14 protein-coding genes and 1 riboswitch are annotated in these 15,699 nt (G+C 42.6%); of the genes, 13 read left to right on the forward strand and 1 reads right to left on the reverse strand.

Translation table 11 applies throughout. The annotated features are described in order from the left end of the window. Positions 1-172: 172 nt before the first annotated feature. From DESPCE1_RS0107570 to DESPCE1_RS0107620, 11 genes are all read left to right on the forward strand, one after another. Entirely contained in the window at positions 173-2,266 is a 2,094-nt protein-coding gene (locus DESPCE1_RS0107570) for a sigma-54-dependent Fis family transcriptional regulator (protein WP_019850046.1), read from the forward strand. Positions 2,267-2,471: 205 nt separating this feature from the next. After that, a complete protein-coding gene (locus tag DESPCE1_RS0107575; RefSeq protein WP_019850047.1) occupies positions 2,472-4,958 on the forward strand; it encodes a molybdopterin-dependent oxidoreductase in 2,487 nt (828 codons plus the stop codon). Beyond that, the gene (locus DESPCE1_RS21200; protein ID WP_019850048.1) at positions 4,958-5,698 is read left to right on the forward strand and encodes a 4Fe-4S dicluster domain-containing protein; all 741 of its coding nucleotides are present in this window, start codon (positions 4,958-4,960) and stop codon (positions 5,696-5,698) included. The genes DESPCE1_RS0107575 and DESPCE1_RS21200 overlap by 1 nt, the downstream gene beginning before the upstream one ends. Before the next feature lie 50 nt (positions 5,699-5,748). Continuing rightward, entirely contained in the window at positions 5,749-5,904 is a 156-nt protein-coding gene (locus DESPCE1_RS22425) for a zinc finger protein (RefSeq protein WP_019850049.1), read from the forward strand. A 132-nt stretch (positions 5,905-6,036) separates the two neighbouring features. Then, positions 6,037-7,224 (forward strand): CynX/NimT family MFS transporter, encoded by a 1,188-nt coding sequence (locus DESPCE1_RS0107590; RefSeq protein ID WP_019850050.1) that lies wholly within the window; start codon positions 6,037-6,039, stop codon positions 7,222-7,224. Between the two features lie 225 nt (positions 7,225-7,449). Further along, the gene (gene tnpA, locus DESPCE1_RS0107595; protein ID WP_019849466.1) at positions 7,450-7,923 is read left to right on the forward strand and encodes an IS200/IS605 family transposase; all 474 of its coding nucleotides are present in this window, start codon (positions 7,450-7,452) and stop codon (positions 7,921-7,923) included. A 409-nt stretch (positions 7,924-8,332) separates the two neighbouring features. Further along, positions 8,333-8,644, forward strand: coding sequence for a hypothetical protein (locus DESPCE1_RS0107600; protein WP_019850051.1), 312 nt, complete (start codon positions 8,333-8,335; stop codon positions 8,642-8,644). A gap of 44 nt (positions 8,645-8,688) precedes the next feature. After that, positions 8,689-9,930, forward strand: a complete 1,242-nt coding sequence (locus DESPCE1_RS0107605) for an ABC transporter substrate-binding protein (protein ID WP_019850052.1) — start codon at positions 8,689-8,691, stop codon at positions 9,928-9,930. A 27-nt stretch (positions 9,931-9,957) separates the two neighbouring features. Continuing rightward, on the forward strand, positions 9,958-10,827 hold the full coding sequence (locus DESPCE1_RS0107610; protein WP_019850053.1) for an ABC transporter permease: 870 nt from the start codon (positions 9,958-9,960) through the stop codon (positions 10,825-10,827). 3 nt (positions 10,828-10,830) lie between these two features. Beyond that, the gene (locus DESPCE1_RS0107615) at positions 10,831-11,670 is read left to right on the forward strand and encodes an ABC transporter permease (RefSeq protein WP_019850054.1); all 840 of its coding nucleotides are present in this window, start codon (positions 10,831-10,833) and stop codon (positions 11,668-11,670) included. A 27-nt stretch (positions 11,671-11,697) separates the two neighbouring features. Continuing rightward, complete coding sequence (locus DESPCE1_RS0107620; protein WP_019850055.1) at positions 11,698-12,705, forward strand: ABC transporter ATP-binding protein; 1,008 nt, start codon at positions 11,698-11,700, stop codon at positions 12,703-12,705. 73 nt (positions 12,706-12,778) lie between these two features. On the opposite strand, the gene DESPCE1_RS0107625 is transcribed toward DESPCE1_RS0107620, so the two are convergent. Then, positions 12,779-13,897 (reverse strand): (Fe-S)-binding protein, encoded by a 1,119-nt coding sequence (locus tag DESPCE1_RS0107625; RefSeq protein WP_019850056.1) that lies wholly within the window; start codon positions 13,895-13,897, stop codon positions 12,779-12,781. Positions 13,898-14,214: 317 nt separating this feature from the next. After that, a riboswitch (molybdenum cofactor riboswitch) is annotated at positions 14,215-14,346 on the forward strand. Positions 14,347-14,412: 66 nt separating this feature from the next. Between DESPCE1_RS0107625 and mobB the strand changes: the two genes are divergently transcribed. Both mobB and DESPCE1_RS21210 read left to right on the forward strand, forming a co-directional pair. Continuing rightward, complete coding sequence (gene mobB / locus DESPCE1_RS21205; protein ID WP_019850058.1) at positions 14,413-14,937, forward strand: molybdopterin-guanine dinucleotide biosynthesis protein B; 525 nt, start codon at positions 14,413-14,415, stop codon at positions 14,935-14,937. A 7-nt stretch (positions 14,938-14,944) separates the two neighbouring features. Then, positions 14,945-15,544 carry an iron ABC transporter permease gene (locus tag DESPCE1_RS21210; protein WP_019850059.1) on the forward strand — a complete coding sequence of 200 codons (600 nt, stop codon included), beginning with the start codon at positions 14,945-14,947 and terminating at the stop codon, positions 15,542-15,544. The last annotated feature ends 155 nt before the right edge of the window (positions 15,545-15,699 follow it).

Below are 15,699 nucleotides of genomic sequence, written 5' to 3' on the forward strand. Positions count from 1 at the left end.
CAATACTATAAAAAATCTAGTATTTTTTAGGATGCAGTATGATATAATTAAGATTGGCTTGAGTAAAGATTCACATTTATAATTCCTTTACTTATATCTTGTTGAGGTTGTTTTATTAGAAAAAGCTCGGAGAAGCCCGGTTTTCTTTAAAATTTAGTAGGGGGGAGAGAGTGTGGAAGCGATAGGGACTCAAGACTTCAAAATTTTGAGAGGTTTAAATTTGAGCCATAAGGCTGAAGAAAGTATCATTAAAGAATTTGTTGTAGAAATGGATGCTGTTCGATGGCAGGAAATTGAATCATGCAAAGAGCGATTTTTAAAGGATGGAATAGACCCACACAATTCACTTTATATGTATCCAGAGGTAGCTGATTCTTGGATTCGTTCCAAAAATTATGGTGTTGATCCTTATCAAACAAAGCTAGGAAAGAATCTTAGTTCTCGAGAGTTAATGTCACTTATAAGGGACAAAGCTTCGATGATTGATATCGCCTATGAGTTTATTGGAAAAAATATTGATCTGCTAACAACATCAAATTATCATATGTGCTTAACTGATGAAAATGGGATTCTCTTGTTCTCTGCAGGGGAGAAGAACAAAATTGAGACGTTTGAAGCAATTAATGCCGTACCAGGTGCTATATGGACAGAAGAGTTGATTGGAACAAACTGCCATAGTATGTGTATTAATTTAAAAAGACCTGTTCAGCTAATAGGTCCATATTATTATTGCAAAGTTGTGGAAGACAATATTGGATCTGGAACCCCGATTATGGATGAGGATGGAAAGGTAATAGGAGTGCTTCTTGTAATTAGCGTAGCTTCACCAGAAAAGCAAGTAGCCCAAACTAATTTGCTGAGCTGGGTGATCTCGGCCGGATTGGCAATTGAAAGTGAGCTAAGGTTAAAAAAACAAAGCTATTTTTTAGGTTTAGCCAATAAAACCTTAAAAAGCACTATGGAAGTAATTGGAGAAGGTTGTATTATTTTAGATTGGCGAATGAATATAGCATATATCAATCGTGAGGCAGCAGACATTTTTAATATAAAAGACAAAGAGGCTATAGGTAAACCTTTTAAAAAACTATGTAAGAGCAACTTGCCAATAAATGATGTACTGGAAACCGGAAAGACTATTAATAAATTTGAAACTGTTTTCGATAGCCTGAAACATCAAAGCTATGATGTGGATATCGAACCTTTGGTTAATAATGATAACTCCAGAAATACGAATGGATTATTTTTAAGAATTAGGAAATTACACCAGGGTCAAAAGAATGAAAAAGCAACTGATCAAGAAAAGGATAGCTTTTCCTCAATCATAGGGAATAGTAAACCTTTACAAATTGTTATCCATAATGCGCGTAATGTTGCTAATCATGATGGTGGTGTCTTACTAATTGGCGAAAGCGGAACGGGTAAGGAACTATTCGCCCGCGCCATTCACGATGAAAGCAGGAGAAATGGGCCCTACATAGCCATCAATTGTGCTTCCATACCTAAAAGTTTATTTGAAAGTGAGTTATTTGGTTATGAAGGGGGAGCATTTACTGGTGCAGAACGCAGGGGTAGGATTGGAAAAATTGAACTGGCAAGAGGCGGGACCTTATTTTTAGATGAAATTGGCGAAATGCCTTTGGAATTACAACCGGTGCTCCTTCGGGTATTAGAAGATAAACAGATTATGAGAGTGGGTGGTACAAAGTATATCTCTTTAGATTTTAAGGTTGTTGCTGCTACTAATAAAGATCTATGGAAAATGGTTTTAAACAAAGAATTTCGCGAGGACCTTTATTTCCGTTTGGCAGTATTTAAACTTACAATACCACCTCTGCGGTCACGGGGAAATGACATTAATAAGCTTGCAGAGACTTTCATTAAAGAAAGCTATGATAAAGGAAAGTTCATGAAGTGCCCTGTACTTAGCCCTGAGGTCTGTGATATTTTTCTGAATTATGATTGGCCGGGTAATGTAAGACAATTAAAGAATGTCATCACCTATGCTTTGGCCATGGTAACGGGTAACACAATCAAAAAGAATCATTTGCCTAGTGAATTTTTTGATACCCTTTGGTCTAAGTCAACAGGAGAAAGTGACGATATAAAATCTGTTGATGATTTAACCAGTATGGAAAGAATTGAAATAGAGGCAATTAAAGATGCTATGAAAAAGACTGGAAAAAATGTAAAGGACGCTTCGGAATTATTAGGTCTGGGCCGTTCCACTGTCTATAGAAAATTAAAACAGTATAACATCGAGTTCTAGTATATCTATTTGTAACAGAAATCTTTTTTCTATAAATCCTTAAGATTAGACTAAGTGAAATTTCTCTTTTTTGGACTAACCAAATTGGGAAATTCTCTTAGTCTTTTTTTATACAAATGCTTGTGTAATCAGGTTTTTCGATTGGCATGGTTTATGCATATATAAGTTATATGTAATACCAAAAAAAAAAAGGGAGGTAAATACTTTGGGTAAAGAAAAAGTTCTCGAAAAACTAAAAAAGCAACACGAGGGCGAACAGGTTTTTTATCATACTTGTTTGCAAAATGGTTGCTGGGATGCGGCTTGTATCGTGCGCAGCCGAGTTAAGGATGGGAAGATTGTAGCCTTCGAACCCGACAACTCCATTAACAAAGGTGCCGGACGTGAGGATGTCAGTGAAGAGGCGATTAATCAAGGAATGGTTCAGGCGCGCCCCTGTACTATGGGTCATGCCTGGAAAGAAGAAATGTATGCCCCTACACGGATTCTTTATCCGATGAAAAGGGTCGGCGGTAAAGGTTTTGGCAATGGTACCTTTGAAAGAATCTCCTGGGAGGAAGCTTTAGATACAATTGCTGCGAAAATTAATGAAGTAATTGATCTTTATGGCCCTTATAGCATTCTTCATACTCAGTACTCCTTTTTTAGAACCTCAAGTTTCCCTCTTGGACCCTACATTAAAGCAGGAGTAGCCAGCTGGGGGGATCACTCAACATCAGGACATACAGCCGGTGAGAAATTCCACTTAGGTTACGACTTAGTAAAGTCCTTAATTCCATCCGATGAACCCAATCCTTGTGTAGGGTATGAAGCCCCTGATCTATTCAATTCCAATCTTATTGTTTTATGGGCTCATAATCCTTTGGTGGGATGGTTCGGACAGGTCTCCTATTATATGAAGTTGGCTAAAGAAAGAGGAATCCCCATCATCGTTATCGATCCTGTATATACGATGAGCGCTGAAATCTTAGCGGATCAATGGATTCCGATTCGTCCAGGAACAGACTTGGCAATGATGCTGGCTGTTGCTCAGGTGTTGTTCGAAGAAGATCTCTATGATCATGACTATGTTGCTGAAAATGTAGAACCGGAAGGATTTGCAAGATTCCGCAACTATCTCATGGGTGGAGAAGATGGTGAGGCCAAAACTCCGGAATGGGCTGAAAAAATCTGTACTGTACCTGCCGAAACGATCCGTGATTTTGCTCGCCTCTACGCCAAGAGTAAACCGGTTCACCTTCAATATCACTATGGTGCAGCGAAGAGACACTTAGGCGAATATTCTGCATCAATGGCTATGCTCCTCCAATCCATGACCGGCAATTTGAGCATTCCCGGGGGATGTGAAACCGGTTGCACACTGGTTACCCCCTCAAGACTCCCTATTCCTCATGTGGATTTTCAAAAGGCTCCCCCCGAATACCAAGCACCTGTTCAAGTAAACAATAATAAATGGGCGGAAGCAGTTGTGCTTCGAGAAGATTATGAAAAGGGCAATATTACAGAGGCGGAATATCGCCGGGCCATCGGTTGTCCTCCGGAAAGTCCGTTACCGAATGTTCAAATGTTTATTTTCGAAAATAACTGGCTTAATAATATACACCACGTTAATAAACGTTTACAAGCTGCGGCGAAGGTGCATTTCTCCTGGGGATTTGGTTGGCATCACAATCAGCCTACAGCTCAATGGATGGATATTGTATTGCCGGGACCGATCCATATGTTTGAAACCACAGACCCCTATCTCTTAGGGCAACAACGTTTTATGTCTGCTCCGGCAGGAATGCGTAACTATTTCGTATACAGCCAAAAGGCTGTTCAAGCACCTGGGGAAATTCGTTCCAAAGAATGGGTTTACACACAACTAGCCAATCGCTTAGGCGTTGGTGAAAAGTATAACCCCTTGCTCAAGGATGTTCCTTGGGATAAATGGGATGAGACCGTTGATGACCTATACCGTCAAGCATATGAAGAATGGGCTAAGGATGAATATGGCATTTTGGCCGACCTAGGAATTGAACCGAAACCTTGGGAGGAATTCCTGAAAGAACCTGTTGTCCGTGTACCCATTGAAGAACCTTATCATGCCTTTAAAGATGTCTTAGATCAGGGTATCAATCCCTTCAAGAATACACCTTCTGAAAAAATCGAGTTCGTTTCAAAATATCTGGAATCCGTAGACTTACGCAATACAGAGTACGGTGGCAAGATGGATCCCATGCCACGTTGGGAACCCAGTTATATGAGTGAACCCGCCAATGATAGTTTCTATCATCCGAAGACGAAAAAGTATCCGCTGTCTCTGAACACCCCGGTTTCGATCTTCAGACAACACTCTGTCAATGACAATAACCCTTTGCTGCGTGACTGCTACAAACATTCGGTTTGGATGAATCCGGCCGATGCCAAAGCAAGGAATATCGAGGCCGAGGAGCTCGTCTATGTTTACAACGAATACGGAGAAATAGTACTTCCTGTATATATTACTTCCAAAATTATGCCTGGGACTGTAGCGATTTATCATGGCGGCTGGTATCAGCCTAATGGCCTTAAAACCGAAACTATGCCCTATGGAATAGATAGGAGAGGTGCTTGTAATCTCTTAATTGGGGACACCCATTTGCCACATGCCTTAGGTGCACTTCTTGTTGCCGGTCTAGTAGAAATCAAAAAATTTGGAGGTGCTAACTAATGTCACAATATGCTTTTTACTTTGACCAAAGTAGATGCTACGCTTGCCATGCCTGTAGTGTCGCTTGTAAAGACTGGAATGGGATTGAACCCGGCCCGGAAAAATGGATGACGGTTTATGAATGGGAAGATGGAAGTTTTCCTAATCTTAGAGCTCATACCCTGGCTTTTAACTGTGGGCATTGTAAGAACGCCGCGTGTATGCAGGCTTGTCCCAATCACGCGCTCTTCAGAGAGGAAAAATACGGAGCCGTTTTAGTTGACGAGGAGAAATGCGATGGGTGTCGTAAATGTTTAGGGGCTTGCCCTTATGGTGCCCCCAAATTCGCCAGCGATGCTCTCGGAACCAAGATGAGCAAGTGTACAATGTGCGTCGATAGATTGGAAAACAGTGACAAACCTCTTTGTGTTGAGTCCTGTCCTTTAAGAGCCTTTGATTTTGGAACGATTGAAGAAATGGAAAGCAAATATGGAACCTGCCGCCAACTAGGGGGTATGCCTGATCCCGGTGAAACGAAGCCTAATTTTATCGTCAAGGAAAATGTTCCGAAAAAACTATTGGTTTCCTTCGATAGCAAAAAGGCAGTTGAATTGATGCAACAAAGGGGTGACCTGGGAACAGTATTTGAAAGTCCTGAAGATCTAGTGGATCAAAAGGAACTGGTACGTAAAAAAGAACTGAAAATGAAGTATAGCGGCACCCAAGAATTATTTGAAGCTTCCCGTGGTTATTATGGCTAAATAGGAAGAAAGCCTAAATCTCTATAACCTTGATTGAGGAGTGATAAAAAATGTGTTTTAGACCACCTTATGCAGGTAAGCCGGTGAAATGCCCTTCTTGCGGTAAAATGAATCCGCCTAAAAATACACATTGCATCCAATGCAAAACAGAGTTAAAGGCGGATGAAGAACAAGCTATTCCGAAGGAAGGAAATCAGCAACAATAAACTAATCTAACAGCTACCAAAGAGGTGCAGCCGGTGTTAGGCTGGCTGCACCTTAATTCGACTAGGTAGAAACTTTTTTAGCCCTATTAATAGACATTGAGTGAAATAATTCTCAAGATGGGGGGATTATTAATGACGTCTGAACAAACGGGTAAGTACCAAAACTATTTATTGGTTGCTATTATGTTTGTACTCACTGCAGCAGTGGTTGCTGCCAATCAATTTAAGGTGCCCACGATTATGAATGATGTGGCTGCCGCTTTTAATATGTCAGAGTCTCAAGCACCCTGGTTGATGTCGATCTTCACAATGGTTGGTATCTTCTTGGCCATACCTACAGGTGGGATGGCTCAAAAATTTGGTCCAAAAATTATGGTTGTCGCTGCCGCTATTTTTATTGGAGTCGGTTCATTGATTGGCTCAATTGCTTCCGGTGCTAATATGCTCATTTTTAGCAGAGGAATCGAGGGAGTAGGCTTCATTTTTGCGGCGGTTTGTGGTCCGTTGGCCATTACTCGGTATGTGGAACCATCAAAAGTAGGTTTTGCAATAGGAATCTGGACAACTTGGGTTTCACTCGGCCAAATCTCGGCCTTTAGTATTACTCCGGTAATGTTTGGTTCAATGAGCTTAAGCAGCATTTGGATGTTTTATGGAGCCATTGCTTTAGTCATGGCGGTTTTGCTCCAATTTGTGATTAGAGGAAACACGGGCACCATTGTAACGAATGATGGGCCCAAAGTAAAATTCTCTGCACTGTTTGGTAAGAAAAATTTATGGCTTCTTTGCTTGGGATTTGTTACTTTTAACATAGTCTTTATGAGTGGATTAGCCTTTGCTCCAGCTTACCTGGAAAGCTCAGGCATGATGACAAAGTCGCAAGCAGGTTTTGCCTTGACCATACCCATGATTATTAGCATCTTTTCCTGCCCGTTTTTTGGTAAACTCTCCGATATGATGGGTGGTGGGCATAAAAAATTATTGCTTATCGCACTTATTGTGCTTGGGCCATCTATCGCATTATTATTTAACACCAGTACGACCTTGGTTTACCTGGGCGGGATCCTTTTCGGGGCTATTGGTATGGGTGTGCCGCCTATGGTCGTGGGCTCAATAGGTGAAGTTGCAGAAAATCCAGAACTCATCGGTCCGGCCATGGGTTTGCTAATGACATTACAGAATCTTGGCATGTTCTTAGGAACCTTAATTTTTATGCCAATTGTTGGTTTAGTTGGTGGAAGCTTTACAACCGCGGGATTAGTATTGATTCCTATCGCCCTGATCGGGGTTATCTTAACAGCCATGGCTAAATTTAAGTAAAAAAGCGAGTTGATTCCGTTAACTGATTATTACTGTAGATAATAAAATAGTATGCCGTTGACTGCATGTTAGCAGTCAGCGGCATTTTTGTTGTATAAACGAAAACCACCTGCTATGCAGGTGGTTCCAGAAAGCTTTAGCTATGAGTAGAAAAACCTACCCCCCTTTGATAGAATAGTGCAGGTTTCGCCAACCGCACTAGACAAAGAGGAGGTAGATATCCCAATGGATACAGAAAGTTTAGCACATACTCGATGGAACTGTAAATATCATATCGTATTTGCCCCAAAATATCGAAGACAAATCATTTATGGAAAAATCAAAAAGGATATAGGAAAGATAATAAGAACATTGTGCGATTATAAGAAAGTAGAAATCATCGAAGCCAATGCCTGTGCGGATCACATCCATATGCTGGTGTCGATCCCTCCGAAATTAAGTGTATCGGCATTTATGGGATACCTGAAAGGGAAGAGCTCATTGATGATTTTCGATCGACATGCCAATTTAAAGTATAAGTATGGTAACCGGCATTTCTGGTGCAGAGGCTATTACGTTGACACAGTAGGGAGAAATAAAAAAGCGATAGAACAGTATATCCGAAAGCAGTTGCAGGAGGACATTGCAGCAGATCAACTAAGTATCAAGGAATTTGTAGATCCATTTACAGGGGAGGCTATAGAGAAGAAGAAAAAATAGCCCCCCAACCCCTTTAGGGGTAGCACGGGGCAGAGTGCGGTTGGCGGAACTTTCAGTGAGCCTTAAGGCTCAGCCTGTACCCTGCCCTTATAGGGCTAGAGCAAACCACCCGCTGAGCGGGTGGTCATGATTAATAACTGGTGTATGGTTTTAGAGATATATGTTTTTCTAAAAGGAGAAAGTTTGTCTCAAAATAAAACCAAATGATACCGTTTTCTATTTCGGAGTGGGTAAGTAAAAACCTAAGACCCTGTAGGTAACGGTTTTATCAGCTTATCAATAGGATGGCATAAGATTTGCATATATTTATGGGCGTAAGACAATTAGTGTTTAAATTGCAATTTTCCTTGATAACTAAAGAGAAATTCGGTAAGACAAATTCGGTAGTAGTAAGGAAAGGAGGGATACCATGTCATCAAATTTACGGTCAGTCACCGTAAAATTACCGCCCTCAATGTGGGAGCAGATCAAGGCAATTGCCGAGAAACGTGGTGAAACTGTCTCCGATACCATCCGTCATTTGATGACCAGGGGATTGGATGAAAGGATTTATGAGGAAAACACCGAGCTTATTACCCGAGTTGTTAAGGAACAGATGGAAGCAGTAATGCACTCTTACCTTGATTGGCCAGATGTAGTTTATTCACAACGCATTCCCCAGCGTAAGCAAAATCAGGCTGTGGACCCCAGACGATTAGCAATTTGCAGGAAAACAGGCTGAAGGATTATTTACACTTTTAACTATCGATGAGAGGAAGAAGTAAGATGAAGAAACAGACGTTTACTAAATTCTTAATTTATTTAATGGTATTTGCTCTAGTAGCTCTTACCGGGTGTAGCAATGCTGCTGCCCCTGTAGCGAAGGAAGTGAACGAAAACGCTGATTTTGATGCCCTTGTCGCTCAAGCCAAAGGCACAACTGTAACCTTTTATGGCTGGGGTGGAGATGAGCTTCGCAATAAGTGGCTGGACACAGTTGTTGCCTCCACTCTTAAAACTAAATATGATATTACCCTAAAAAGAGTACCTATGGATATCGATCAGATCTTGAGCCAACTGTCCGGGGAAAAACAAGCCGGGAAGGAAGAGGGCTCTATCGACATGATTTGGATCAATGGTGAGAACTTCTTTTCTGCCAAGGAAAACGGATTTCTCTACGGATCCTTCACGGACAAACTTCCCAATTACGACAAATATATCGATCAGAACTCAGAAGAGAACCAGTATGATTTTGGCTATCCAATCGAAGGCTATGAAGCACCTTACAGCAAGGCACAGATGGTTTTAATCAATGATAGCGCCGTCACTCCCGAGACTCCCAAAAATACCGAAGAATTATTGGTTTACGCAAAGAAATATCCTGGCAAGGTCACCTATCCTGCACTACCTGACTTTACTGGCAGTGCCTTTGTCAGGACCATCATTTATGACATCGTCGGTTATGAACAGTTCATGACTATGGAAGCAGACAAGGAAACGGTTAAAGCAGCAATTCTGCCGGCACTTGAATATCTCAAAGAGCTCAACCCTTACCTTTGGAATGAAGGTAAGACTTTCCCGGCGACTTCTTCACAAGTTATGAATATGTTCTCTGATGGGGAACTGGTTATGAATATGAGCTATGGACCTTATTCAGTAGCCACCAGCATTGAAGCGGGAATTTACCCGAAAACAGCCAGAACCTTCCTCTTCGATAAAGGAACTGTGGGTAATACCAACTACATCGCCATTGCCGCTAATAGCCCCAATAAAGCAGGAGCTATGGTAGCTATTAATGAGATCATCTCAGTTGAATTACAAGCTTCTCAATTCAGTGAACTCAAAGATTTGCCCGTGGTAGCTTATGATAAGCTGACAGCTGAAGAAAAAACCAAATTTGACAGTGTTGATACAGGTAAAGGAACACTTCCTCAAGATGAACTTTTAGCCAAGAGATTACCGGAGATGCCTGCTAAACTTGTTCCAATCATCGAAGAAATCTGGCTTGAAGAAGTCGTCGGTCAATGAGTAGTTTAGATGCCTGGGTAGGTGCCTATGAATAAATCAAAGCTTACCCCTTATCTATTAGTTCTCCCGGTTGTCCTGCTCAGCTTGTTATTCCTGCTGGGGATCCTTAACGGACTGGTGCAAAGTTTGGGAATAATTCCCTCGCTGGGTTTGCATACTCCTACTTTTCTATATTACCGGGAAATCTTTAGCCGCCCGGAACTTCTTTCCGCAATTTTGATGAGTCTTTATATCACCGGGGTTTCTTCCCTGGTAGCCGCCGGGTTAGGGGTAGCCCTTTGTGCAGTATTGGTGTTAAGTAGGAAGACCAAGGGCAAGATGATGCAGATTGTGAAAATTCCCTTAGCTATTCCCCATACAGTGGTGGCCCTCTTTGTTATTCAAATCTTTGCCCAGAGTGGCCTGTTATCACGCTTGCTCTTTAATCTGGGCTTAATTGATTCTCTAAACAGCTTCCCCTCCTTGCTCTATACGAATAACGGCATGGGAATTATCCTGGCCTATTTGTGGAAGGAAATCCCCTTTGTGGCCTTTTTCGTCATCTCCATTATGGCCAACATCAGCTCCACCCTGGGGGAAGCGGCGGAAAACCTGGGAGCTAACAAATGGAGAAGCTTTTTCGAGGTTACCCTTCCGCTGTGTATGCCGGCCATCAAAAATGCCTTTCTAATTATTTTTGCTTTTACCCTGGGGGCTTATGAACTTCCCTTTCTGCTCGGTGCCACCACTCCTAGAGCCTTACCGGTTCAAGCGTTTATCGAGTATACTCATCCTGACCTACTGCATAGACCCTACGCTATGGCTTTAAACGGGTTATTGTTCTTTATTTCCTTCATTATCGCCTTATTGTATTACCGGCTGCTGCAACAAGATGTTCATAAGATTAATGGAGATTAAATCATGAATACTATTCGGAAAAAAGCCCAAAAAAATAAGCAGGTTTCCCTGTTCTCCAAGGTTATACTCCTTCTGTTCGTTGTGTCCGTTCTCTTTCCCATCGCCGTCATTATGGTATGGAGCTTCATCGGTCGCTGGCCCTGGCCACGACTCTGGCCGGAAAACTTCTCCACCCGGGGTCTTGAGGAGCTTTTCGGCGGTTACTCGGGAGCTATGCAGGCACTGGGTTCCAGCATTCTCCTTTCCATAATCGTGGCCCTTTTAGCGGTGATAATTGGTGCCATGACGGCTAGAGCTTTGGTTTTCTATGATTTTTTGGGCAAAAAAACTATTGCCTTTGGTTCCATTCTGCCTATTATCGTCCCGGGGACAGTTTTTGGTATGGGTATACATGTCCTGTTCATCAGAGTCGGGTTAGCTGATAATGTGGTGGGTGTGATTCTAGTGCATTTGATCTGTGCCTTGCCTTATTCGATTAAGATCATGACAGATATAACGGCTGCTTTTGGCTGCAAGCTAGAGGAGCAGGCCGAAACTCTAGGCGCAGCACCTCGACAAATCCTGGCTTATGTTACTTTTCCTGCCTTATTGCCGGGACTGGTTTCTTCCGCCTGTATGGCCTACATTATCTCTTTCAGCCAATACTTTCTGACCCTGTTGATTGGGGGCGGTCAGGTGAGAACTTTCTCGCTTATGATGGTGCCCTTTTTGCAAAGTGGCGATAGAACAGTGGCTTCAGCCTATAGCCTAGTGTTTATTGGTTCGACCTTGCTGGTTTTTGTTATTTTTGAAAAAGCACTCAAGAAGTTCCGGCAAGAAGACAGCGGCTATTTCTTCATATAGAATGCCACATAGAGGGAGGGGTTGCTTATGGAACTGACACTGCATAATATTTCTTTAGCCTTTAGTAGTAAAACCATCCTGAATTCTATTGATATACACATCGGGCAGGGAGAGCTAATCTCACTCCTCGGACCCTCGGGATGTGGAAAAAGTACTTTATTAAAAACCATTGCCGGCCTGCTTACCCCGGACGACGGAGATATTTTAATCAATAGGGAGAAGGTCAACCACATACCCTCCAACCTGCGGGGAGCGGTCATTGTCTTTCAGGATTTAAGGCTTTTTCCCCATATGACGGTGGAAGAAAATATTGCTTTTCCCCTCAAGATAAGAGGAATAGCGAAAGAAAAGAGGGCAGCGAAGGCCCGTCAGCTTTTACAGAGCGTACAGCTGCCAGGCTATGAGACCAGAAAAATCAGTGCCATGTCCGGTGGGCAGCTACAGCGGGTTGCTCTAGCAAGAGCCTTGGCTGCCGATCCCAAGATTCTCTTATTGGATGAGCCATTTTCCAGTTTGGATGACAACCTGCGTCAGGATATGCGCAATTTGGTACTGCAGTTGCACGCAGACTATGGTATGACTACCGTCTTGGTTACTCATGATCAACAGGAGGCCTTAATGATGTCCCATCGGATTGCGGTTATGCTTAATGGCGAAATAGCTCAGTATGATACCCCGCAAACAATCTTTCATCAACCTGTCAACAAAGCTGTGGCAGACTATTTAGGCGGCGGGAACTATATTCAAGGTAGGGTTGAGAAGGGGAGATTTACCAGTGAAGTTGTGAGCTTTGCCACGGATAAACCTGACGGCTCTTACCTTGCTTTATTCCGCCCCAAAGCACTTAGGCCGGTATCTCGAGGAAATTACCGGATCGCCGACATCCGCTATCGGGGAGAACAATGGGATATTACTGTGCAAGGGCTTAGACAGAAATTCCTTCTTGCTTGCGACTCTGAGCAAAGGTGGCAAATCAATGATTTCATAGGTATTGATTTCGATCCTACGAAAGCGATCCTGATTCACACCCAATAATTATTAGCAACGCCCTTTTGCCTCAATAAGAAACCCTCCTTGCCGAATCGATATCAGCAAGGAGGTTCGTGCTTTACTCTGGGTCTTCAAAGAGTCGATAATAACGTGCCTCCCCAGCTTCTCCCTCAAACATTTTAGCAGCTTCAATTTTTACCTCATCGTAATTTTCCTCAAAATTGAGCAAGACATTAAGGGCATGACGTACTTTGATACTGCTGTCGGCAATATTGCCAAAATTGAGCACACAGGCATGACAATAAGCCAGTAAACTATCCGCGCCAGCAGCTTTGGCTTCATCTAAATTCTGTACTTCATGCTCTGTAGCCCATTCCGGCCGGAAATGACCCAGTTGACCACTGCTTCCGCAGCAGACGGATTCTCTGCCGTGATGCTTCATTTCAACTCTTTGGTAGCCTGCTCGGTCCAATGCTTCTCTGACTTGCTTGGCAAATATTCCTTCAAAACGATCGGGGCAGGAGTCATGGATAGAATACACTTCTGAACTCTGGTGTGAGTCGAATTTTTCCAGCAGTGCTTCATAGACAGTAATAATCTCTACGTCTTTAAAGCTATCCTCATTACTAAATTGGTAAAAGCAGTTGGGACAGGCAATAACCAGGCGTTTGACCCCAAGCTGGCGCACTTTTTCTCTTAATTCAGCCTTGATCTTATCCCCTCGCTCGGGAAGCCCAATGTGATACATAGGGATACCACAGCAATTGTCAAATAATAAAGGGTTTTCATAAAGCTCAGTTAGAGTCTCGTAGACCTGCCGGGTCAGCTTTGGTGAATAAGTAAACATAGTACACCCTGGTAAGAATGCTGTATCTGCTGGATGGGAGCAGTTAAGATCCGAATAATCAATATTATAAAATTCCTTAAACAGGCTCATTACGGTTACGGCACGGTCAGGAAATAAATACTGATACTCATGTAAATCAATCTCTCCATTTTTTACTGCTTTAATTCTTCGTTGCTCGAACATCCGAAAGGGGCTTAAGCCTAATGAGCATACTGCCTCACACCTTCCACACAGGGCACAACCATAGGCCTCATGGGACTCAGGTCCTCTTGAAGCTATAGTTGCGGGAGATTCATTAAGCTCTGTTAAGATACGGCAACTATCCGAACATTCGCCACAACTCAGGCATTCTTCTGCAATCTTTTTTGCCCAATTCTTTGCTTGACTCATAGCATCACCTTCTTAAAATATCATTGTATTAATATCATGCAAGAATCATTCCATGATAGGCGGATAAGGGATAATGGGGATTTGCAAGGTGTTGAAGGGGGAAGAAAGGGTTTTCGAGGGCATAATAATTCTCATTTTGAAACTCTAGGTGGGAAATTTATTTTTTCGGTTTTGAGAAAGTCTCATATTGAGAATATATATCGGTTTTTTGGGGCTGGCTACTTAGAAAATAGCCTACTTAAGGGTTTTGCCGGGTTGGCATAGTTCTTGCGTTATAAATAGTTAGACATTTACAAATGGATTAAACCTTGCTTAATAAATGAATAATGCTCCGAGCCTTATAGCCTACGGTTGAAACTATGGCTTTAAGGCCTGGGTTAATCACCCACAGGGTTGCTATAGAAATGTAACATCCCCCCGATAGGAAAGGAGGCAATGAAGACGATAAAACACTTCTTCTGAATCTCCATTCCGAGGAAGTGTTTTTGTGATTCTAAAGTTAGGAGGCAGAAAGAATGTTGAATGCAAACACACCGGTGATTTCTTTTGTCGCACCATCGGGAACAGGAAAGACCACCCTTTTGGAGAGGGTGGTTGTGAAATTGAAACAAAGCGGGCTTAAGATCGCTACCATTAAACATGATGCCCATCGTTTTGATATAGACATACCGGGCAAAGATTCCTGGAAGATGGCCCAGGCTGGGGCAGATATTGTTATGATCGCCTCAGCAGAAAAAATTGCCATCATTCAAAAGATTGATGAAGAAAAGGAACTGGATGATTTAATAAGCCGTATCGATAAGGTGGACCTCATCCTTACTGAAGGGTTTAGAATCAGTGGCAAACCCAAAATTGAGGTTCACCGCAGCGAACGTAGCAGTGAACTTCGCTCAGAACCCCATGAGCTGCTGGCTATTGCCAGTGACATAACTTGGCAGATCGGAGTTCCTTGTTATCACATCGATGATGTAGATGGTGTCGTAGAAACCATAATGTCATATAGAGAGACTTATGACCAAACTATGCAAAGGAGGCCTTAACTTAATCGTGGAATCAAAGATTTCAAACATCTATCAAAGCAATCGCTCAACGAGATTGCGTCTCTTTTTGTTAATGGGGATTATCCTATTCCTAGCAGTCACCGCCTTATCAGTAGGTAGATATCCAATTCATCCTGGAGATGTTTGGACCACGCTGGCCAGCCGCTTATTTGGTTTTGAAGCCGCAGTATCATTTACTGTTCAGACCGTCATCTTCGATATACGCATTCCCCGCATTTTTGCCGCGATCCTGATTGGTTTTGCTTTATCAGTATCCGGGGCAGCCTTTCAAGGGATTTTTAGAAACCCTCTGGTCTCTCCGGACATCTTGGGGGTGTCTGCAGGCGCCGGGTTTGGAGCGACCTTGGCCATTCTGTACTCCTGGGGTAGTCTCGGGATAACTCTATCAGCCTTTTGCTTTGGTTTACTGGCTGTGGGACTTACGTATTATATCGGCACTAAAATCAAGGATTCCGGTGAGATAACCCTGATCCTCGTTCTCGGAGGAATGCTGGTAGGGACAGTTTTTACTTCCTTGGTTTCACTCATTAAATGCGTGGCCGATCCTTACGAAAAGCTGCCCGCCATCACCTACTGGCTGACATAACTTCTCCCAAGTCAGGAATCGAGAAAAAAGCTTGAAGCTTTTTTTTTGCCTTTTTTAAGAAAAACGCTGGGAAAAGCCTTTATTTTTGATCTTGCGCCTGCGGAGTATTATGGCATATTTTTTGCAATTAGTAATAGTGTCCCAGTTACCTCATT

Origin of the sequence: Desulfitobacterium sp. PCE1 (assembly GCF_000384015.1) — a bacterium.
GTDB lineage: Bacteria > Bacillota > Desulfitobacteriia > Desulfitobacteriales > Desulfitobacteriaceae > Desulfitobacterium > Desulfitobacterium dehalogenans.